The sequence below is a fragment of the Crossiella sp. NPDC003009 genome, from assembly GCF_053591555.1.
Genome location: NZ_JBSFUA010000007.1, coordinates 221,736 through 243,225 on the forward strand (window position 1 = coordinate 221,736; position 21,490 = coordinate 243,225).

Genomic DNA, 21,490 nt, shown 5'->3' on the forward strand with positions numbered 1-21,490 from the left:
GACAACCCACAGCCATGATCGAACGTGTGTTGGATGGCAACGTCCATCGAGGGGAACGGGGAGTTTTCGATGAACCTGCGGCGCGGCGCCGTGGTCCTGGCCGGTGCGATTCTGCTGACCTTGACCGGAGCGCCTGCTCTAGCCGAGGAACCAGCCCCCACCGGCACGGTCACCGGCCTGGTGTGGTTCGACCGAGACGCCGACGGCGCCGCCGAGCCCGGCGAGCCAGGGGCCGCGGACGCGGAGGTGAGCTTCTTCGACGTGCTGCGGCAGCGACCGGCAGGCAAGGCGGTCACCGACCGGGACGGCCGCTACACCTCGCCCACGCTGAAGTTCGGGCTGTACAAGGTGAGCCACCAGCGCGCCGAGTACGCCGCCACCACCAGCCCAGTCCGGTTCGCGCTGGTCTCCACCGACGGCGTGCGCCCGATCGACTTCGGCATCCGCGGCGGCACCATCACCGGCACGGTCTGGCACGACGCGGACCGGGACGGCAAGCGCGACCACGGCGAACAGCCGCTGGCCGAGGTGCCGGTGACCACCGTGAAACCGGTGACCCGGCACGCCGCCTCCGGCAAGGACGGCCGCTACACGCTGCACGACCTGCCGGCCGGCCGCTACCAGCTCAAGGCCAGCTCACTGGCCACCGCCGCCCAGCTCACGCTGACCCGCCCCGGCCGGGACAACGACTTCGCCTGGGGCAGCTACACCAGCGATGAGCTGCGCATCCGCCCCGGCCAGACCGAGCGCGAGGTGGACGCGGGCTACGCCGAGTCCCGCTACGACGGCGCGCTCAGCATCAGCACCGACCGCGACCCGCAGACCGCCGCGGTCGGCCAGCCGGTCAAGGTCACCGTGCACCTGACCAACCGCGGCGAGACCGGCCAGCGGGTGGCGGTCTCGCTGTTCCTGCCCGAGGGCGTCCGGGTCTCCGGCGTCGCGGGTGACTGGACCGTGGTCTCCACCGGCCCGACCGTGCTGGCCAACTCCATGACCGCGGTCGAGCCCGGCGCGAAGGAACGGGCGCTGACCCTGACCGTGGTGGCGGACCAGCCGCTGACCGCGCCGCTGCACTTCCGGCAGCGTCCCGACGCGGGCGGCGACCGGGACTCCGGCAACGACGACGGCTACCTCTGGCTGGGCCGCAAGCCCTAGCTTCCTGAGCGGTCCAGGAGCTCGGCCGGGTCGAAGGACATCGGGAACGGCAGGTCCGTCTCGAACTTCTGCCCGGCCAGCGCCTGCGCGGCGAGCCGGTAGGAACCGCCCTCCAGCCGGTAGAGGTGGATGGCGGCTTCTGCCAGTCCGCGCCGGACCTCGATCTCCAGGTAGAACGGGATCCCGGCGGCCGCGCACAACTCCGGCTTCTCCACCCGGTCCCGCTTGCGGCTGGTCGGCGACACCAGCTCGCCGACCAGGGTGACCAGCGTGGGCGGCACCCACACCAGATCCTCACTCGGCTGGTTGAGCACCGTGATGTCCGGCTGGATCCACCGGTCGATGGCGAAGGTGACGTTCACCGTGCCGTGGATGTACAGCCCGGCCGCGGTCGCGGAGCTGTCGTTGAGAATCGCGAACCGCATGGCCGCCCGAGAGTTCCGGGCGGATTCGCACGGGCTCATGATCAGCTTACCGTCCAGGCACTCGTACTTGGCCGCTGGAACGTGCGGCAGTGGCAGATAGTGCTCTGCCAGCTCCGTGGTCCACATCCCGTCGAAGTCGACGAGCGGGTCGAACGGCTCCCGGACCAGTTCCGCGACCATCTGCGAGCACCTCCTCGCTTCCCAGCCTACTGCCTCACCCGCCGCTGGGCTGCTACGACTTGTCCTGCTCAGTCGCTGGTGTGCCGCTCGGCTCGGCGTCGGTCGGGGTGTCCTCCGGCTCGTCGGCCGCCGCCGCGGGCTGGCCCCGCCGGACCGCGCTGAGCAGCAGCTGGGACACGTCCACCACCTCGACCGAGGCGCCCTGGCCCTCGTTCTGGCGCTGGGTGACGCCGTCGGTGAGCATCACCCGGCAGAACGGGCAGCCGGTGGCGATCTTGGTCGGCGCGGTGCCCAGTGCCTCGTCCACCCGGTCCACGTTGATCCGCTTGCCGATCCGCTCCTCCATCCACATCCGCGCGCCGCCGGCGCCGCAGCACATGGAGCGGTCGCCGTGCCTGGGCATCTCGCGGAAGGCGGCGCCGGTGGCGCCGATCAGCTCGCGCGGCGGGGAGTAGACCTGGTTGTGGCGGCCCAGGTAGCAGGGGTCGTGGTAGGTGACGTCCTCGGCCAGCGGGGCGACCGGGACCAGGCGGCGCTCCCTGACCAGGCGGTTGAGCAGCTGGGTGTGGTGCACGACCTCGAACTCGCCGCCCAGCTGCGGGTACTCGTTGGCCAGTGAGTTGAAGCAGTGCGCGCAGGTGGCCACGATCTTGCGCTTGCCCTTGGGGCGGCCCTCGAAGACCGAGTTGAGCACCTCGACGTTCTGCTGGGCCAGCATCTGGAACAGGAACTCGTTGCCGGCGCGCCGGGCCGGGTCGCCGGTGCAGGTCTCCTCCGGGCCGAGCACCGTGTACTTCACCTCGGCCAGGTGCAGCAGCTCGGCCACCGCGCGGGTGGTCTTCTTCGCCCGGTCCTCGAACGCGCCCGCGCAGCCGACCCAGAACAGGTACTCGGTGTCGCCCAGCTCGCCGTCGAAGACCGGCACCTCGAAGTCCAGGCCCTCGGTCCAGGCCAGCCGGTCCTTGGCGTTCTGGCCCCAGGGGTTGCCCTTGTTCTCCAGGTTCTTGAACATCCCGCCCAGTTCGCTCGGGAAGTTCGACTCGATCAGCACCTGGTACCGGCGCATGTCCACGATGTGGTCCACGTGCTCGATGTCCACCGGGCACTGCTCGACGCAGGCGCCGCAGGTGGTGCAGGACCACAGCACCTCGGGGTCGATCACGCCCAGCTCGTCCGGGCCGCCGATCAGCGGGCGGTCGGACTCGGCCAGCGCCAGCACGTCGATCTTGGCCAGCCGGGCCTCGGCATCGTCGCCGGTGATGCCGACCTCGTCACCGCCCATGTCCTTGCGACCGCCGGCCAGCAGGTACGGGGCCTTGGCGTAGGCGTGGTCGCGCAGCTGGGTGATCACCAGCTTCGGCGAGAGCGGCTTGCCGGTGTTCCAGGCGGGGCACTGGGACTGGCAGCGCCCGCACTCGGTGCAGGTGGTGAAGTCCAGCCAGCCCTTCCAGGAGAAGTCCTCGACCTTGCCCGCGCCGAAGACGTCCTTCTCCGGGTCGGCCTCCTCGAAGTCCAACGGCTTGCCGCCGCTCATCATCGGCTTGGCCGCGCCCAGCGCCACGCCGCCGTCGGCCTCGCGCTTGAAGTAGATGTTGAAGAAGGCGGTGAACCGGTGCCAGGCCACGCCCATGTTCAGGTTGCGCGAGATGGTGATCGCCCACGCGGCGGAGATGAAGATCTTCAACATCGCGAAGATGGAGACCATGATCGGCGCGCTGGGCAGGATCGCGCCGAGCGCGTGCGTGATCGGGGTGGCCCAGACCGGGTAGTGGAACAGCCCGCTGGAGGCCTTGAACGCGCGGATGGCGAAGATGCAGATGCCCACGCTGAGGATGACGCCCTCGACGAAGTAGGCCTGCCAGAAGTTGGAGCCCTGGAAGCGGGACTGGCGGTCCGCGCGGCGCGGGTGGTTGCGCTGGCGGATGGTGATCAGCACCAGGATGCCGACCACCGTGGTCAGCCCGATCAGCTCGACGAACAGGCCCCACGGCGCCCAGCCGCCGATGATCGGCAGCTCGTAGGCCGGGTCGAAGACCTCGCCGTGCGCCTCCACCAGGGTCAGCACCAGCGAGCCGAAGCCAACCATGACGAACCAGTGCGCCGCGCCGACCACGCCCCACTTGAGCATCCTGGTGTGGCCCAGGATCTCCACCAGCATGTTCTTCAACCGGCCGCCCAGCGGCCCGTTGCGGGTCGGGTCGGGCTGGCCCAGCCGGACCGTGCGCACCATCTGGACCACGGCCCTGGTCAGCAGCACGACCCAGGCGAGGGTTGCGGCCAGAGAAATCAGGCCCAACACGATATGCACAGCACCCATGCTCGGCAGCCCTCCCAGGAAATAGCGGCGTCGGTATTCCTGCCGTGCCCGGGAGACTACGCCATATTACTCACCAGTAACCACCTGGCGTGTCCGGTGTCGCACCGGTTGGCGTCAGTTGACCGAGATCAGCAGTTCGGACAGATTCTCGACCAAGCTCGCCGGATCCGCTGGGGCGACCGTGGTGTACTGGCCGATCGCGCGCACGGAGTAGCGGCCCTCCACGTTGTCCACCACCGAAACCACGTGCTCAGCGCGGTTGCGCTCGCCCCAGTGGTCCCAGCCGGTGGCGCCGAACTGCCCGCCGCGCAACCGCTCCGCGCTGACCGTCTGGGCCAGCGCGCGGGCCGGTCCCGGCGGCATGCCGCCCAGCTCGAGCTCGTGCGCGAAGGCGTCGTAGGACTTGCCCGCGCGGGCGGCGGCGTACTGGAGCAGGTCGTTGGGCACGGTGATCTGGTCGCCGTGGCCGGGCGGGTGGCCGGGCAGCAGCTCGGCGGCGGCCGCCGGCATGGTGGTCGGGCCGATCTCGGAGATGCGCACCTGGTTGTCCATCACGCTGCCGCAGGCCACGAACTCGCCGCTGCCGGTGACCATGGCACGCAGCGAGCGCTCCCGGTCCAGGTTGAACCGCAGGTCGATCGCGGTGCGCGGCCGGGCGAACTGGTGCAGCAGGTCCGTGTACCAGGAGTTGAGCTGGCCTGGCCAGCCAAGGCCCTTGTCCGCCAGCCCGATCCAGGCGGTTCGGCGGATCTGCTCGGCCTCCTCCTCGGTGGCCGGGTCCGGCACGACGTCGAGCACCAGCGGCCGGGCCCCCGGCGCGAGGTCCTCCCAGCTCACGAAAAACTCCATGGGCGTGAGCACGACCGCCGACATGGCCTTCCTTCCCTGTGTCGCACCAGGTTCAGGCCGCCAACGGTACCCCCGATCGGGCGGCGTCGGCCGGACAACGCGCTAATCCGTGCCTGCGCGGTTGCGGAACCTTCGAAGTCCGAGCACCAGGCCGAGCACCAGCAGCCCGCCGCCGAGGGTGACCGCCACCGCCACCGGGTGCCCGCCGGTCTTCAGCTCGGCGGTCAGCCCCGGGGGGCCACCGGCCTCGGTGCTGTCCTGGCTGGGCGCGGCCAGGCCGCCGACCTCATAGCGCACGCCGGCCTCGGCCGAGTCCACCCTGGTCACGGTCTGCCGCGCGGTGATCGAGCGGGCGCCCGGCTTGAGGTCCGTGCTGGGCCGCAACCGCCACTGGCCGTCCGCGCCGACCGTGGTCGAGCCGACCGGCACACCGTCCACCGACACGGTCACCAGCGCCTTGGGCTTGCCCAAACCGCCGATCTGCGGCCGGGGCAGGTCGGCACGCTCGCCGGGGGCGGGCGCGGTGATCACCGGCGGGGTGGGCATCACGGTGAAGTTGCCCACCGCCTCCGGGGACTCCTGCCCGCCGACGCGCTGCTTCAGCACCAGCTGGTGGCCGCCGAGGCACAGCTTCTCCGGCAGGGTGAGCCGCCAGCGGCCCTCGCGGTCCGCGGTGACCGCCTGCGGGGGCTTGGTGTCCAGCCGCACGCTCACCTCGGCGCCGGGCCGGGCGGTGCCGTGCACCTCGGGTTCGGTGTCGGTGCCCCGGCTGCCGTCCAGCGGGCCGAGCAGCACGGGCGCGCGCAGGCGCGGCTCGTCCGGGTCCAGGTAGGCGGCCAGGCGGTCGCCGTTGGCATCGCGCGGGCTGCCGCGGCCGGGGGCCAGCTCGTCCACGTCGCGCACCCCGTCGGCGTCCGCGTCGCCCTCGGTGGTCAGCAGCCGCAGCTCGCCGCCGAAGCTGGGCAGCACGTCCGAGGTCAGCGACTCGCCGAGGGCCAGTGAGGTCAGGCCGCCAGGACCGGGCACCGGGCGGCAGCGACCGGCCGCTGAGCTCAGGTGCGCGGCCGAGGTCCAGCCCAGCGCCGCGCCACCGGCCAGCAGCGCGCCGCCGCCGTCCACGCACAGCCCGTGCACCTCGAACCCGCGCAGCGCCATCGCGCCGGTCTCGCCGAGCCGCCACACCGAGCGGGGCGCGAACACGGTGCCGCAGGAGTAGCCGCCGCGACCGGCCGCGCACACCTGGGCGCCGGGGATCACCGCGCTGAGCGACTCCACCCGCAGCGCGCCACCGGGGCCGGCCACCTCGGGCACCGGGGTGGCGTGCGGGTCGGCTGCCCGGATCGAGGCCAGGTCGTCGCCGGGTCCGTCGCCGTCCAGCGAGGCCAGGGTGAACCGGTCCGCCGAGCCGAGCGGGGCGCAGTGCGCGGGGCCGAGGGAGACCACCCGGCCCGCCCGGTCCAGCGCGTTGAGCCCGTAGCCGCAGCCCTGCGCGCGCACCGCGGGCGGCTGCGGCGGGAGGTCGGTGTGCTCGGCCCGCACGGTCACCGCGGTCGTGGGCAGCGCGGTGGCCAGCCTGCGCCCGGCGGGGGAGTCGGCCAGCAGCAGCCGGAGGGTCCCGGCGCGCACGTCGGGGGTGATGCCGAAGACCGCGGCCCGCTCGGCCGGCGGCAGCCCGGCCGACCAGCGGGCCAGCGCGTCCACGCCCTGGTCCATGGCCTCCGCGCTGCCCGGCCGCACCTGCGCGCCCGCCCCGGTGATCCGGACCCGGTCCGCGGCCGCCTCGTCGGTCACCGCGACCCGCAGCCGCCGGTGACCCGGCTCGAACCAGGCGCCGCCGAAGGAGGAGCCCAGCTCACCGCGCAGCCGCTCGGCGGCGGCCGCGGCCTGCCGGGCCGCGCGGCCGTTGGCCAGGTAGGTCACCGGCTCCAGGTTGAGGTCCCGGCGCAGCGCGTCCTTGAGCCCCTGCGGCAGCGCCTCGGCGTGCGCGGCGAGCAATGCCTGCTCACCGGGTTGCTGCGCGGCCCAAGCGGGCGCCACACCCAGCACGAGCAGGCAGGCGGCACCAGCCAACCCGAGCGCCCTGCGCATCCCGCACCTTCTTCGCCACCACACGAACCCGCCCGCGACAACGGGACGTGGCCAAACGCTAGCCGCCCGAAGGGGCAGTTCCGCCGGTCGCTGCCGGGTTCGTTATGAAGGTCGCGGTACGGCAAAGAAACGGGCGGCCGTCCCGTAGGACGACCGCCCGTTTTGGTGCTGTGTGACTGGGTTGGCTCAGGACTCCGCGCCGGCCTTGCGGCGGCGGAAGAACACCAGCAGCGCGACGCCACCGGCCACGGCCACGCCGCCGCCGATCAGCATCGGCAGCACGTTGTCCACACCGGTCTTGGCCAGACCGCCGTTACCGCCACCGTTACCGGCGGGGCTGGTGGTCGGCGGGACCGCCGCGCCACCCTTGGTCAGCTCGTAGGCCACGGTGTCCGCGTCGGAGTCCACCTTGTCGATGGTCTGCTTGGCGGAGATGGTGTGCTTGCCCTTGGCCAGGTCGGCGGCCGGGGTGACGCTCCACTTGCCGTCGGCGCCCACGGTGGCCTCGCCCAGCTTCACGTCACCGGCGGTCACCGTGACGACAGCCCCGGCGGTGCCGGTGCCCGCGACGGTCGGCCGCGCGTTCTCGCTCTTGGCGCCTTCCTTCGGCTCGGTGATGACCGGGGCCGAGGGGACGACGGTGAAGGTGGACTTGACCTCGCGGGAGGTGAGGTCGCCGGCCTTCTGCTTCAGGGTGATCTCGTGACCGCCGTAGGCCAGGTCGGTGGTGATGGCCTCGGTCCACTTGCCGCTCGCGTCGGCCTTCAGCTCCTTGGTCTGACCCTTGTAGGTCAGCGACACGGTGGCGTTGGGCTTGGCGGTGCCGGTCAGCACCGGCTTGCGCTCGGTGATCCGGGACTTGTCGGCCGGGCTGGTCAGCTTCGGCGCGGACAGGTTCGGCTCGTCGGCGTCGCGGTAGGCGGCGACCCCGTTGTTGTTGGTGTCCTTGATCTTGGTGATGTCGGCGTTGAGCTCGTTGATGTCGAGCACGCCGTCCTCGTCCTCGTCACCGTTGGCGGTCAGCACGGTCAGCTGCGCGTCACCCTTGTAGTCGGGCAGGATGTCGCGCTGCACCAGCTCGGCGTAGGAGCGGTCCTTCGGCTGGCCCGCGGTGGGGCACTTGTCGCCGGGGTTGGCCGCGCCACCGGAGGTGATGCCCAGTGCCTTGGAGCCCAAGACCACGGCGCCGCCGGAGTCGCCGGGGATGCTGCACGCGTCGTGCTGGAACAGCGAGAGCAGGTGCCCGCCGATCTTGACCGACACGTCGGTGTTGACCACGTTGCCGCACTGCCAGCCGGTGGTGCGGCCGGACTTGCAGATCTCCTGACCCTGGATCGGGTCGGTCAGGCCGTCCAGCTTCAGGCCGCCGCCGTTGTAGCGGTTGACCTCCGGCAGCAGCTTCTGCGCGCCGTTGGTCACCTTGATGGTGGCCGAGTCGTCGCCGTTGGCGTCGTTGTCGAAGCGCACGTTCTCGCCGAGGCCGATGGCCTCGCCGACCGGGTTGCCCGCGCCCTTGATCTCGGCGTTGACCTTGCGGCCGTCGAAGCCGTCGAAGCAGTGCCCGGCGGTGATGATCTGGCCGCGGCCCAGCTTGTCAACGGCGTTGAAGCCGAGGGAGCACAGCCGCAGGCTGGAGCCCGTGCCGGAGACGGTGTAGCCGTCGCCGCCGCGGATGTCCTTCTCCGGCTGGAGTTCCTCTTCCTTGTGCCCGACCTCGACCTGGACGTTCACCTTGGGCAGCTCGGCAGCCAGCGCCTTGCCGGCCTCCGAGGTGGACAGGGTGACGCCCAGCTTGCCGTCCTTGGTGTCCACCGCGACGGCCTGGAACGCGTTGCGCTTGTCGCCGGTCAGCGACTTCGCCCACTTGCTGATGGTGTCCGCGGCGCGGTCGAGCGCGGCAGCGGAGACCGCGCGCTGGTGCACCTCGCCACCGGCGGCCCGCACCTTGGCGGCCACCGCGGCGTCGGTCACCGCGACGTGCAGCTTCTTGCTGTTCTTGTCGAACCACGCGCCGCCGAACTTCTCGCCCAGCTCCTTGCGCAGCTTGCTGCCCGCCAGCGCGGCCTTGTCCGCGGCCCGTGCAGTGGCCACGTACTCCTTGGCGTCCTTGCCCAGGTCCCTGCGGATCGCTTCCTTCAGCTCGGCCGGCATGGACTGCACGACCGCATCCGCGGTGACCTCGGTCGGCTGCGCGGGCGCGGCGCCGGTGCCGAGCGCGGTGCCCAGAACCAGGACACCACCCACGGTCATCGCAGCGCCGACCCTCCGGCGGAGGCTTGCCTTACTCATCGAGCTCCTTCCCCAGAACCCACCGTGCCCCGATTGGGTTACCTCGGATGGGTGACGCAGGGAAGCTAGCTCTAGTTCCGCCCAGTGCGGGATGAGTTTGTGAAAAAAGGTGCGAACTTCGTTACGTAGATTTGACCCGCCAGGCAGGGCCGCCAAAGCCCGCAGCCAGCTCGTCCGGCCTGCCCGCTGCCCCGAAGTAGTCGCCACAAGCCAGGTCCGCCTCGGCCGCGAACCAGAATTCTGCCTGCTCAGCGGTGGTGACGCCATCCACGATCACGCTGACGCCCGCCCGGTGCGCCAGCCTCGGCAGCTGCCGCAGCGCCTCGGTCACCGGCGAACCCGGCACCAGCTCCCGCCCGACCAGCTCACGGTTCACCCTGACGAAGTCCACCGCCAGATCGGTCACCGCGGCCAGGTTGGCCGTGCCCGGCCCGAAGTCGCGCAGCACCGTGCGCACGCCCAAGTCGGTGAGCGTGCGCAGGTTGTCCCTTGACTCTCCGTGGTCGGCGGCCAGGGCCAGCGCCGGTAGCTCCAGCAGCAGCCCCGCGGCCGGGAAGCCGGTCTGCTCCAGCACGCCGAGCAGCCTGGTCACCAGGTCCGGATCCGCTGCCTGGTGCGCGGTCAGGTTCAGCGCCAGCAGCAGCTCGCGGCCCAGCCGCTGCCGCCACCAGGCCACCTGCGCACAGCCCGCGCGCAACAGCCACTCGCCCAGCTGCGGCATCAGCCCGGTGCGCTCGGCCAGCTCCCGGCACTGCCGGTCCGGCAGCGGCCCGAGCTCGGCGTGCTCCCAGCACACCAGCGCCTCGACCCCGGCCACGGTGCCCTCGGCCAGCCGCACCAGCGGCTGGTACCGCGCCTCCACCGAGCCGTTCTCGAACGCGCCGGGCATGGTCGCGGCCAGCGCGTCGCGCTGCCGGTCCAGCCGCTCGTGCTCGGGGTGGAACAGCTCCCACTGCCCGCCGCCGCCCGCCTTGGCCCTGCGCAGCGCCTGCCGGGCGCCGCGCAGCACGTCCTCCGGGGTGCGCTCCGGCGCGGGCCGGTGCACCACGCCGACACTGGCCGTCGGCGCGGTGCCATGACCATCCACATAGGACGGTTCGGCCAGCTCGCGCCGGATCGCGTGCACCAGGCTCACCAGCTCGGGCGTGCCCGGCGAGTTCTCCAGCAGCACCGCGAACTCGGCCCCGTCGAAGCGGGCCACCATCGCCTTCTGCCCGGCCAGCACCGCCTTGAGCCGCTGCGCCGCGACCACCAGCAGCTGCTCGGCCGCCCGCTCGCCGAGGCCGTCCCGGACCACCGCGTAGCCGTCCAGGTCCAGGTGCAGCAGCGTCACGCCGTAGCGCGGATCCGCTTGGCGCAGCACGGTTTCCAGCTGGGTGCCGAAGAACTGGCGGTTGGGCAGCCCGGTCAGCACGTCGTGCAGCGACTGGCGGCTGAGCTCGTTCTGCAGCAGCACCAGCTCGGTGCCGTCCTCGACCACCGTGACGAAGTGGTCCGGCGCCTCGTCCGCACCGCGCAGCAGCGAGGCGGTCAGCGAGACCATCGCGTGGTCGCCGTCGCGGCGCAGCAACCGCTGGGACTGCTTGATCCTGGCCAGCCTGCCCTCCCGCAGCGCGGCGTAGTCCTCGCGCAGCGCGGGCGCCCGCTCGGGGTCGACCAGCTCGAACAGGTTGCGGTCGGTCAGCTCGTCAGGCGAGTAGCCGAGGATCGCGCCTGCCGAGGCGTTCACCGTGACCAGCTCGCCGTCCAGGCCGGTGATCAGGATGCCGCTGGCCGAGGAGGTGGCGACCTCCTCGAACCTGGCCTCCGCGGCCCGCAGGTTCCACTTGGCGTCGCGGACCGCCTTGAGCAGCGAACGCTGCATGCTCTCCTGCTGCGCCAGGGTGGCCTGCTGCGCCGCGCCGACGAAGCCGACGGCCAGCGCGCCGAGTGCCTCGACCACGCGCTCGGCCGGCGCGCCGCCCTCGGCGAACTCGGGCAGGGCCAGCAGGCCTGGGCCCAGGACGTCCATGGTGGTCGCGAGCGCCCGGTCGTTGGCGCAGTTCAGCTCGATCAGCCGGGCGCCTGCCGCGGCAGCGGGCTCGGTGTCCGCCGGGTCGCTGCACACCGCCGCGCACAGCTGGTCCAGCAGCTCGATCAGCTCAGCCTCGAAGTCGGCGTGCACCAGCGGCACGTAGTTGGCCTCGGCCAGCACGTAGGCCCATCTGCGCGCGAGCGTGCGGCGCTTCCGGCGCCAGTCCTCCGGCGGCGGAAGCGGCTCTGCCTGGAGGCTGAGATCCGGCATCGGCTCAGCTCTTCCTGGCGACGCCGACGTAGATATAGGCGTTGCTCGACGGGTCGGCGACGTCCCCCGGACCGTCGGCCCGCCAGTTCGCGCAGCCGACCAGCCCCGGCTCGACCAGCTCGAAGTCGCCGAACATGGCCAGGATCTCCTCGTAGGAGCGCGGCGTGACCTGGTCCGCGCTGCGCGAGGAGCGGATGGCGTCGCCGAGGTCCTCGAGGTCCTGCTTCTGCTCGTCGTGGGTGGCGTGGCTCAGTGCCAGGTAGCTGCCGGGCGCGAGCAGGTCGCGGTAGCCGCCCACAAGCTCGGCCGGTGCGGACTCCTCGGGCAGCCAGTGCAGCATCAGCATGAACAGCAGGCCCACCGGCTGCTCGAAGTCGATCAGCTGCCGGACCGCGGTGCTGCCAACGATCGAGTCCCGGTCGCGCATGTCCGCGTGCACCACGCCGGTGCCGGGCACGGTCTCCAGCATCAGCTCGCTGTGCGCGACCGCCACCGGGTCGCGGTCCACGTAGACCACCCGGCAGGCCGGGTCGACCTGCTGCGCGATCTCGTGCACGTTGCCCACGGTCGGGATGCCGGAGCCGATGTCCAGGAACTGCCGCACGCCCTGTGCCATCAGGTAGCGGACCGCCCTGGCCATGAAGGCGCGGTTGAGCCGGGCGATCCGGCGCAGGCCGGGCGCGATGCGCTTGAGGGTCTCGGCGGTGTCGCGGTCCACCGCGAAGTTGTGGCTGCCACCGAGCACGTAGTCATAGACCCTGGCCATGCTCGGCGTCGTTATGTCGACGCCGGCCGGGACCCAGTCCTGCGTCCGCGTCACGGAGAAAACACCTCGATTCGTAGCGGCGCACAGCATAGCCAGATTTCTACCCACTCGGTTGGGTACTGTTGCCTGCGGCCGAATGGGCCCTAGTGTGGCCACCTCCCATTACCGGCGCAAGGAGTGCGAATGCCCGTCCGGGTGGCACCCGGTCGGTGGCCGTTACTCGGGCACACACCGGCCTTACTGCGCAAAAAGTTCCGGTTCACCGCGGAACTGCGCGATCACGGCGATATTGTCAAGCTGTATTTGGGACCACTCCAGGCTTATTTCATCACAAGTCCTGAACTGGTCCATCGCGTACTGGTAACGGACGGCGCGAGTTTCGGAAAAGGCGCCATGTTCGACAAGTTCCGGCCGTACATGGGCAACGGCCTGGCGATGTCGGACGGCGCGTTCCACCGGCGGCAGCGCAAGCTCATGCTGCCCGCCTTCCGGCAAGGCCGGATCGAGCACTACGCGGAGAACATGGTGCAGGCCGCCACCGCGCTGACCGGCTCCTGGCGGCCGGGCGAGGTCCGCGGGATCGACGCCGACATGCAGGGCCTGGCGGTGACCATCGTGGGCGCCGCGCTGTTCTCCACCGAGCTGGGCGGCACCGCGGTCGAGGAGGCCCGCCGGTCCATCCCGGTGATCGTCAAACAGGGCATCATCCGCTCGCTGTCGCCCTCCTTCGTCGAGCACCTGCCGATCCCGGGCAACCGGGCCTTCGACGCCGCGATCCTGCGCATGCGCGAGGTCGTGACCAGGGTCATCGACAGCTGGGACGGCGTGGACCACGGCGACCTGTTGTCCCTGCTGCTGCTGGCCAGGGACGCCGACACCGGCGAGGGCATGACCGGGCAGCAGGTCTTCGACGAGGTCATCAACCTGCTCACGGCGGGCATCGAGACCAGCGCGCTGGCGCTCGGCTGGGTCTTCCACGAGCTGGGCCGCAACCCCGAGGTCGAGGCGCGGCTGCACGCCGAGGTGGACCAGGTGCTGGGCGGCCGCCCGGTCACCTTCGCCGACCTGCCCCGGCTGGAGTACGCCAGGCGGGTGGCCACCGAGGCGCTGCGGAAGTCCTCGCTCTGGCTGCTGATGCGGCGGGCCAACCGCGAGCTCGACCTCGGCGGCCTGCGCCTGCGGCCGGGCGATGAGGTCATCGTCAGCCCCTACACCATGCATTTCGACTCCCGGTCCTTCCCGGACCCGGAACGGTTCGACCCGGACCGCTGGTCGCCGGAACGGACGGCCGCGCTGCCCGACGGCGCGTTCATCCCGTTCGGCGCCGGTATCCGGCAGTGCATCGGAAACACTTTCGCGATGACCGAGCTGCTGGTCGCGATCGCGACGGTGGCCGCGCGCTGGCGACTCGTTCCGGTGTCAGATCGGCCAGTACGGGTGAAGTTCTCCAACGCTCCGTACCCGAGCGCGCTGCCGATGACGGCAGTCCCACGGAATTAGTTGTTCCGCGAATCATCTATTTGGAGGTTCTTCCCGTGCGTTTGTTCTGGCGCCGGATCGGTGCCGCGACCGCGGCCTGCCTGGGATTGAGCGCCCTGATCGCGCCGATCCCGGCCGGGGCCGCCGAGGCGACCTGCCGGGACCTGTCCATCCCGGTCTCCCTGCTCGACCTGCCCCTGCTCAGCCTGGACCAGACCATGTACGGCCGGCTGTGCACCCCGGCCGGTGGCAGCCGCACCGTGCAGGTGCTGGTGCCCGGCGGCACCTACAACAGCTCCTACTGGGACATCTCGCACACGCCGGAGACCCGCTCGTACCGGCGGGTGCAGAACAAGGCCGGGTTCGCCACGCTCGCGCTGGACCGGCTCGGCACCGGCCGCAGCTCCAAGCCGCTGAGCGCGCTGCTGACCGCCTTCACCCAGGCCAACGCGGTCAACCACGTGGTCAAGGCGATGAAGTCCGGTTCGCTGGGGCCGAAGTTCAGCAAGGTCATCCTGGGCGGGCACTCGCTGGGCTCGGCGGTCTCGGTGATCGTGGCGGCCAGCCATCGCAACGTGGACGGCGTGCTGATCGCCGGTCAGCTGCACCGGCTGAACCTGACCGGCATCGTGCCCACGCTGACCACGCTGACCCCGGTGCTGCTGGAGCCGAAGCTCGGGCACCTCGACCCGACCTCGCTGACCACCGCGGCCGGGCAGCGCTACACCGCCTTCCACCGCGGCGGCCCGCTGGATGAGGCCGCGGTCGCCCACGACGAGGCGAACAAGGACGGGCTGGCCGCCGGTGAGGCGGTCGACGGCATCCTGCTCGGCACGCTGCTGCCGCTGAGCAGGCAGATCACCGTGCCGGTGCTGCTCGCCATGGGTGGCAGCGACCAGGTGTTCTGCGGCGGCCTGCTGGGCAGCGACTGCTCATCGGCGGAGGCGCTGAAGCGGTTCGAGGCGCCCAACTTCGCACCGGCCGCCCGGCTGCGCACGTTCGTGCTGCCCAATTACGGGCACTCCTTCAACTACGCGCCGAACGCACCCGAGTTCTTCCAGGCCACCGCGAGGTGGGCTGAGGAGATGGTCGGTCGCTAGACCGGCCCTGGGGACGGCCGTTCCCGCCCGGACGGCCGTCCCCGGAACAAACCGCGCTTCCCATCCGTTGGAGCTGTCAGAAGCTTGAGTGTGATGGACTCAACCTCGCATTTGACGAGGTAGTGCTCCTATCCTCAGACTTGAGCCTGGATCACTCAAGGGTTGCCTTGGATGATCCGCCTACGTACAGCGTGACCAGCAGTGGAGGGAAGATTCATGGCGCGAGCGGTCGGCATCGACCTGGGGACGACCAACTCCGTCGTCACCGTCCTCGAGGGCGGTGAGCCGACGGTTATCGCCAACTCGGAGGGTTCGAGGACGACTCCGTCCATCGTCGCCTTCGCCAAGAACGGCGAGGTTCTGGTGGGTCAGCCCGCCAAGAACCAGGCCGTGACGAACGTGGACCGCACGATCCGGTCGGTCAAGCGGCACATCGGCACCAACTGGAAGACCGAGATCGACGGCAAGGCCTACACCGCGCAGGAGATCAGCGCCCGCGTGCTGATGAAGCTCAAGCGCGACGCCGAGGCCTACCTCGGCGAGGAGATCACCGACGCGGTGATCACCGTGCCCGCGTACTTCGAGGACGCGCAGCGGCAGGCCACCAAGGAGGCCGGGCAGATCGCCGGCCTGAACGTGCTCCGCATCGTCAACGAGCCCACCTCGGCCGCGCTGGCCTACGGGCTGGACAAGGGCGAGAAGGAACAGACCATCCTGGTCTTCGACCTCGGCGGCGGCACCTTCGACGTGTCCCTGCTGGAGCTCGGCGACGGTGTGGTCGAGGTCCGCGCCACCTCCGGTGACAACCACCTCGGCGGTGACGACTGGGACCAGCGGATCGTCGACTGGCTGGTGGAGAAGTTCAAGTCCAGCAACGGCATCGACCTGACCAAGGACAAGATGGCGTTGCAGCGGATCCGCGAGGCCGCGGAGAAGGCCAAGATCGAGCTCTCCAGCACCTCCACCGCGAACATCAACCTGCCGTACATCACGGTGGACTCGGACAAGAACCCGCTGTTCCTGGACGAGTCGCTGACCCGCGCGGAGTTCCAGCGGATCACCTCCGACCTGCTGGACCGCTGCCGCGCGCCGTTCAACAACGTGATCAAGGACGCCGGCATCCCGGTCGGCTCGATCGACCACGTGGTGCTGGTCGGCGGTTCCACCCGCATGCCCGCGGTCGCCGAGCTGGTCAAGGAGCTGACCGGTGGCCGGGAGCCGAACAAGGGCGTGAACCCGGACGAGGTCGTCGCGGTCGGCGCGGCGCTGCAGGCCGGTGTGCTCAAGGGCGAGGTCAAGGACGTCCTGCTGCTCGACGTCACCCCGCTGTCGCTTGGCATCGAGACCAAGGGCGGCGTGATGACCAAGCTCATCGAGCGCAACACCACGATCCCGACCAAGCGCTCGGAGATCTTCACCACCGCGGATGACAACCAGCCCTCGGTGCAGATCCAGGTGTTCCAGGGTGAGCGCGAGATCGCCGCGTACAACAAGAAGCTCGGCATGTTCGAGCTGACCGGCCTGCCGCCTGCCCCTCGGGGCGTGCCGCAGATCGAGGTCACCTTCGACATCGACGCCAACGGCATCGTGCACGTCTCGGCCAAGGACCTCGCCACCGGCAAGGAACAGGGCATGCAGATCACCGGTGGATCCGCCCTGGGCAAGGACGAGATCGACCGGATGATGAAGGACGCCGAGGCGCACGCGGAGGAGGACAAGCAGCGCCGCGAGGAGGCCGAGGTCCGCAACCAGGCGGAGACCCTGGTCTACCAGACCGAGAAGTTCGTCAAGGACAACGACGAGAAGCTGCCCGCCGAGGTCAAGGAGAAGGTCAACGGCGCGCTCACCGAGGCCAAGGAAGCGCTGAAGGGCACCGACATCCCGGCGATCAAGGCCGCGATGGAGAAGCTGGCCACCGAGTCCCAGGCCATGGGCGCGGCGATGTACCAGGGCAACGAGCAGGCCGCGCCCGGCGCGCCCGGCGCGGAGACCCCTGGCCAGCCCAAGGCCGATGACGTGGTCGACGCCGAGATCGTCGAGGACGACAACAAGGGTGGCAGCAAGAAGTGACCGAACAGCAGCCAGAATCCGAGCGCGTGGTGGTTCGCGACCGCCGTCGCATCGACCCGGAGACCGGCGAGGTTCGCTCCGCGGCGGCCAGCGAGGAGCTGGCCGCCGCGGAGGCGGCCGCTGAGGCCACCGTCGCCGCACCGCAGGTGGACGCCGGCGCGCTGGAAGAGCTGCGGCAGCAGCTCGAGGAGCGCACCGCCGACCTCCAGCGGCTCCAGGCCGAGTACGCCAACTACCGCAAGCGGGTCGACCGCGACCGCGAGCTGGTGGTCAACAACGCCAAGGCCAGCGTGGTCACCGAGCTGCTCTCGGTGCTCGACGACTTCGAGCGCGCCGAGCAGCACGGCGACCTGACCGGCGCCTTCAAGGCGGTGGCCGACAAGGTCGCGGCCACCCTGCAGAAGGCGGGGCTGGAGGCCTTCGGGCACCAGGGCGAGGAGTTCGACCCCTCGGTGCACGAGGCCGTGCAGCACGACACCTCGCCGGAGGTGTCCGGGCCGACGGTCACCGCGGTGCTGCGCCGCGGCTTCCGCTTCGGTGAGCGAGTGCTGCGCCCGGCCATGGTCGGGGTCACCGACCACGAGCCCGGCGCGCAGGCCCCGGCGCCGGAGAGCACCGGGCGGCACGCCGCGGCGGAACCGGCCGACGGCGACACCCCGCAGTAGATGACCAACAGCGAGAAGGGAGGGGCGTCCGGATGAGTGCGAGGGACTGGATCGAGAAGGACTTCTACGCCGAGCTGGGTGTCCCTCCCGAGGCGCCCGGTGAGGACATCAAGAAGGCCTACCGCAAGCTCGCCCGCGAGCTGCACCCGGACGCCAACCCGGGTGATGCCAAGGCGGAGGCCAGGTTCAAGGCCGTCTCCGAGGCCTACGGGGTGCTCTCGGACACCGAGAAGCGCAAGCAGTACGACGAGGCACGCAGGCTGTTCGGCTCCGGCGGGTTCCGCCCGGCCGGCGGTGGCGGGTTCGGCGGCGGCTCCGGCGGCTTCGACTTCGGCGACCTGTTCGGCGGCGGTGCCAGTGGCGCCGCGACCAGTGGCTCCGGCGGCATCGGCGACCTGCTCGGCGGCCTGTTCGGCCGTCGCGGCGGGCAGGCCAGCGCGGCCCGCGCCCAGCGCGGCAAGGACGTGGAGACCGAGGTCCGGATCGACTTCACCGAGGCCGTGCGGGGAGCCACCGTGTCGCTGCGCCTGTCCAGCCCGGCCACCTGTGGCACCTGCGGCGGCAACGGCGCGCGTCCCGGGACCTCGCCGCGCACCTGCCCGACCTGCGCGGGCGCTGGTGTGGTCAGCCGCAGCCAGGGCGCCTTCGCCTTCAGCGAGCCCTGCCGCGACTGCCGCGGCGTCGGGCGGATCGTCGACGACCCGTGCGTGGAGTGCGGCGGTGACGGGGTCAGCACCCGCACCCGCTCGCTCACCGTGCGGATCCCGGCCGGGGTGGACGACGGCCAGCGCATCCGGTTGGCCGGCCAGGGCGAGCCCGGCCGCAACGGCGCGCCCGCTGGCGACCTGTTCGTCCGGGTGCACGTGGCCCCGCACGAGCTGTTCGGGCGCAACGGCGACGACATCACCGTGACCATCCCGTGCAGCTTCCCGGAACTGGTGCTGGGCACCACGTTGACCGTGCCCACGCTGGAGGGCAAGGTGTCGGTACGGGTGCCACCAGGCACCACGAGCGGCCGCACGCTTCGAGTGCGCGGCAAGGGCGTCGCCCGCAAGGACGGCACGTTCGGCGACCTGCTGGTCACCCTGCAGGTGGCTGTTCCGTCCACTGTGGACGAACAGGCCCGCGCCGCACTGGAGGCCTACGCCGCGGCAACAGCGGATTTCGACCCACGACCGGCGCTGACCGCACTGTTGGGACGGGATGAGCCATGAGCCAGTTCGGTGACCAGGGTGGCGGGATTCCCTTCCCGCCCGGCGCGACCGAGGACAGCCCGGTGTTCGTGATCTCGGTCGCGGCCCAGCTCTCCGGCCTGCACGCGCAGACCCTGCGCACCTACGACCGGCTTGGCCTGGTGTCCCCCGGCCGCACCGCGGGCGGGGGCCGCCGGTACTCCGCGCGGGACATCGCGCTGCTCAAGGAAGTCCAGCGCCTGTCCCAGGAGGAAGGCGTCAACCTGGCGGGCATCAAGCGGATCATCGAGCTCGCCACCGAGGCCGAACGCCTGCGCGCCGAGGTCGAGGACCTGCACCGCCAGCTCGCCGCCGCACACGCCGCCGCCGACCACGCGGCCGCCGCCGTGCACGCCTCCTACCGCCGCGACCTGGTCCCCCTGCGCCCCCAGCAGACCGCCCTGGTCGTCTGGAAACCCCAGCCCCGCTAAGCCCCCCGCGCGAGCGTTGGCCGAACCCGCACGCGGAGCTGGCCATCGCGGGCGAGCGTTGGCGGATGCGGTACCGCGTGCCGCCCGAACTCGTGCGCGGAACTGGGCCATCGCGGGCGAGTGTCGGCGGATGCGAAACCGCGTGCGCCCGAACTCGTGCGCGGAGCTGGTCACGCGGGCGGAGCGCTGGCCGACGCGGGACCGCGTGTTGGTCGATGCGGGACCGCGTGTCGGCCGAAGCCGTGCCCCGGGTTAGCCGATCCCGAACCGCGCGCTGGCCGAAGCCGTACGCCGGATCGGCTACTCCCGGACCGCGCGTTGGCCGGAACCGCACGCCGGGTCGACCGCTCCCGCCGCCCCCGGTAGCGGCCGTCCGCCGCCACCGCGCCCGGCGTCGGCCAAGCCTCCCTCCCTCGATACTCCGTGCGGCTGACCTGCGCCCCGGGTGTACCCTGCTCCCATGCTGAGGACGTGCGACAGCATGACCATGCGCGGCCGGATGATGATGTTCTCCGGCCTCCTCCGCATGTCCTGACCACTGCTGAGGAGGCCCCCCAACCGGCGGCCCCTCACCGGGCCGACACCATCCGCCCGGGGCCAGGAAGGTAGCGATGAGCCGCTACAACGTCATGACATCCATCCCGTACGTCAACGGCAAGCCGCACGTCGGCCACGCCCTGGAGCTGATCCAGGCCGATGTGCTGGCCCGGCACCGGCGGCAGCGCGGCGACGAGGTGCGCGCGCAGACCGGCACCGATGACAACGCGCTGAAGAACGTGCAGGCGGCCGAGGTCGAGGGGATCACGCCCGCGGAGTACGTGGAGCGGGTCGCGCAGAACTTCCTCAAGCTGGGCGAGGCGCTGGAGCTGTCCTTCGACGACTTCATCAAGACCAGCTCCGACCCGCGCCACAAGCCGGGTGTGGACAAGCTGTGGGAGCTCTGCGCGAAGCAGGGCGACTTCTACCGCAAGTCCTACACCGGCCTGTACTGCATCGGCTGCGAGCTGTTCTACACCGAGGCCGAGCTGGTCGAGGGCAAGTGCCCCGAGCACGGCACGGTGCCGGAGGAGATCGAGGAGAACAACTGGTTCTTCCGGCTCTCCCGCTACCAGGACAAGCTCATCGAGCTGATCTCCACCGACCAGCTACGGGTCGAGCCCGCGCACCGCAAGCGCGAGGTGCTGGCCTTCATCTCCTCCGGGCTGGAGGACTTCAGCTGCTCGCGCAGCATGGCGCGGGCCCGCGGCTGGGGCATCCCGGTGCCCGGCGACCCCGAGCAGGTCATCTACGTCTGGTTCGACGCGCTGGCCAACTACATCACCGCGCCCGGCTTCGGCAGCGACGAGGCGGGCTACCGGCACTGGTGGTCCGAGGACGTCGAGCAGGTGCACGTGATCGGCAAGGGCATCATCCGCTTCCACGCGGTGTACTGGCCCGCCATGCTGCTCTCCGCCGGGCTGCCGCTGCCGTCCACGATCTTCGTGCACGAGTACCTGACCGCGGGCGGGCAGAAGATCAGCAAGTCGCTGGGCAACGCCGAGGACCCGGCCGACATCGTGGCCGCCTACGGCAGTGACGCGGTGCGCTGGTGGATGCTGCGCGACGTGGCCAGGGCGGGCGATACCGACTACACCGCCGAGCGGATGGTCACCAGGTCCAACGAGGACCTGGCCAACAACATGGGCAACCTGGTCAACCGCGCGGTGTCCATGGTGCGCAAGTACCGCGACGGCGTGATCCCGCCGGTGGCGGCGGAGAACCCGGCCGCCGAGGCGCTGCGCGCCGCCCGGGCGGAGGCCGCCGCGACCATCGACGAGGCGCTGGCGAACTTCGACTTCCGCCGCGCGGTGGAGTCGATCAGCCGGATCGGCGACGAGGCCAACCGCTACGTCGAGGTCACCACCCCGTGGGCGCTGGCCAAGGCGGAGAAGAAGGAGGACGCGCCGCCTGCCGCGCTGGACGCGGTGCTGGCCGAGCTGGTGGCCACCGTGCGCGACCTGGCCGAGCACCTGCTCCCGTTCCTGCCCGCCGCGGCCGCGCGGATCGCGCAGCAGGTGGGCGATGGCGGCGACACCGTTGCCGAGCCCAAGCCGGTGTTCCCGCGACTGGAACTGGCCGCGGAATAGTCCTGGCTCCGGTGCCGCCCTTCACCTGGGGCGG

15 protein-coding genes are annotated in these 21,490 nt (G+C 71.1%); 8 read left to right on the top strand and 7 right to left on the bottom strand.

The window, feature by feature from the left end; all coding sequences use genetic code 11:
- Window positions 1-69 precede the first annotated feature (69 nt).
- Entirely contained in the window at window positions 70-1,155 is a 1,086-nt protein-coding gene (locus tag ACWDY5_RS10820; RefSeq protein ID WP_449722033.1) for an SdrD B-like domain-containing protein, read from the top strand.
- Here the strand turns inward: ACWDY5_RS10820 and ACWDY5_RS10825 are convergent.
- The 7 genes from ACWDY5_RS10825 to ACWDY5_RS10855 all read right to left on the bottom strand — a co-directional run bounded on the left by ACWDY5_RS10825 (window position 1,152) and on the right by ACWDY5_RS10855 (window position 12,407).
- Window positions 1,152-1,760 (bottom strand): Uma2 family endonuclease, encoded by a 609-nt coding sequence (locus ACWDY5_RS10825; RefSeq protein WP_449722034.1) that lies wholly within the window; start codon window positions 1,758-1,760, stop codon window positions 1,152-1,154. The genes ACWDY5_RS10820 and ACWDY5_RS10825 overlap by 4 nt on opposite strands.
- Before the next feature lie 52 nt (window positions 1,761-1,812).
- Window positions 1,813-4,077: a (Fe-S)-binding protein gene (locus ACWDY5_RS10830; RefSeq protein ID WP_449722035.1), complete on the bottom strand. Its 2,265-nt coding sequence runs from the start codon at window positions 4,075-4,077 to the stop codon at window positions 1,813-1,815.
- Window positions 4,078-4,191: 114 nt separating this feature from the next.
- Window positions 4,192-4,950 carry an ESX secretion-associated protein EspG gene (locus ACWDY5_RS10835; RefSeq protein ID WP_449722036.1) on the bottom strand — a complete coding sequence of 253 codons (759 nt, stop codon included), beginning with the start codon at window positions 4,948-4,950 and terminating at the stop codon, window positions 4,192-4,194.
- A gap of 78 nt (window positions 4,951-5,028) precedes the next feature.
- Window positions 5,029-7,014 carry a hypothetical protein gene (locus ACWDY5_RS10840; RefSeq protein ID WP_449722037.1) on the bottom strand — a complete coding sequence of 662 codons (1,986 nt, stop codon included), beginning with the start codon at window positions 7,012-7,014 and terminating at the stop codon, window positions 5,029-5,031.
- Between the two features lie 186 nt (window positions 7,015-7,200).
- Complete coding sequence (locus ACWDY5_RS10845) at window positions 7,201-9,303, bottom strand: Ig-like domain-containing protein (protein WP_449722038.1); 2,103 nt, start codon at window positions 9,301-9,303, stop codon at window positions 7,201-7,203.
- 121 nt (window positions 9,304-9,424) lie between these two features.
- Window positions 9,425-11,587 carry a putative bifunctional diguanylate cyclase/phosphodiesterase gene (locus tag ACWDY5_RS10850; RefSeq protein ID WP_449722039.1) on the bottom strand — a complete coding sequence of 721 codons (2,163 nt, stop codon included), beginning with the start codon at window positions 11,585-11,587 and terminating at the stop codon, window positions 9,425-9,427.
- Window positions 11,588-11,591: 4 nt separating this feature from the next.
- Complete coding sequence (locus ACWDY5_RS10855; RefSeq protein WP_449722040.1) at window positions 11,592-12,407, bottom strand: SAM-dependent methyltransferase; 816 nt, start codon at window positions 12,405-12,407, stop codon at window positions 11,592-11,594.
- A 129-nt stretch (window positions 12,408-12,536) separates the two neighbouring features.
- Between ACWDY5_RS10855 and ACWDY5_RS10860 the strand changes: the two genes are divergently transcribed.
- From ACWDY5_RS10860 to metG, 7 genes are all read left to right on the top strand, one after another.
- Entirely contained in the window at window positions 12,537-13,853 is a 1,317-nt protein-coding gene (locus tag ACWDY5_RS10860) for a cytochrome P450 (protein ID WP_449722041.1), read from the top strand.
- A gap of 35 nt (window positions 13,854-13,888) precedes the next feature.
- Window positions 13,889-14,932 (top strand): alpha/beta hydrolase, encoded by a 1,044-nt coding sequence (locus tag ACWDY5_RS10865; RefSeq protein ID WP_449722042.1) that lies wholly within the window; start codon window positions 13,889-13,891, stop codon window positions 14,930-14,932.
- Window positions 14,933-15,148: 216 nt separating this feature from the next.
- Window positions 15,149-17,002 (top strand): molecular chaperone DnaK, encoded by a 1,854-nt coding sequence (dnaK, locus tag ACWDY5_RS10870; RefSeq protein WP_252483755.1) that lies wholly within the window; start codon window positions 15,149-15,151, stop codon window positions 17,000-17,002.
- Window positions 16,999-17,667 carry a nucleotide exchange factor GrpE gene (gene grpE / locus ACWDY5_RS10875; protein ID WP_449722043.1) on the top strand — a complete coding sequence of 223 codons (669 nt, stop codon included), beginning with the start codon at window positions 16,999-17,001 and terminating at the stop codon, window positions 17,665-17,667. The genes dnaK and grpE overlap by 4 nt, the downstream gene beginning before the upstream one ends.
- Window positions 17,668-17,699: 32 nt before the next feature.
- The gene (gene dnaJ / locus ACWDY5_RS10880; RefSeq protein ID WP_449722044.1) at window positions 17,700-18,881 is read left to right on the top strand and encodes a molecular chaperone DnaJ; all 1,182 of its coding nucleotides are present in this window, start codon (window positions 17,700-17,702) and stop codon (window positions 18,879-18,881) included.
- Window positions 18,878-19,330 (top strand): heat shock protein transcriptional repressor HspR, encoded by a 453-nt coding sequence (locus tag ACWDY5_RS10885; RefSeq protein WP_449722045.1) that lies wholly within the window; start codon window positions 18,878-18,880, stop codon window positions 19,328-19,330. Before dnaJ ends, ACWDY5_RS10885 begins: the two co-directional genes overlap by 4 nt.
- A gap of 611 nt (window positions 19,331-19,941) precedes the next feature.
- A complete protein-coding gene (gene metG, locus ACWDY5_RS10890) occupies window positions 19,942-21,456 on the top strand; it encodes a methionine--tRNA ligase (RefSeq protein WP_283662151.1) in 1,515 nt (504 codons plus the stop codon).
- Window positions 21,457-21,490: the final 34 nt, after the last annotated feature.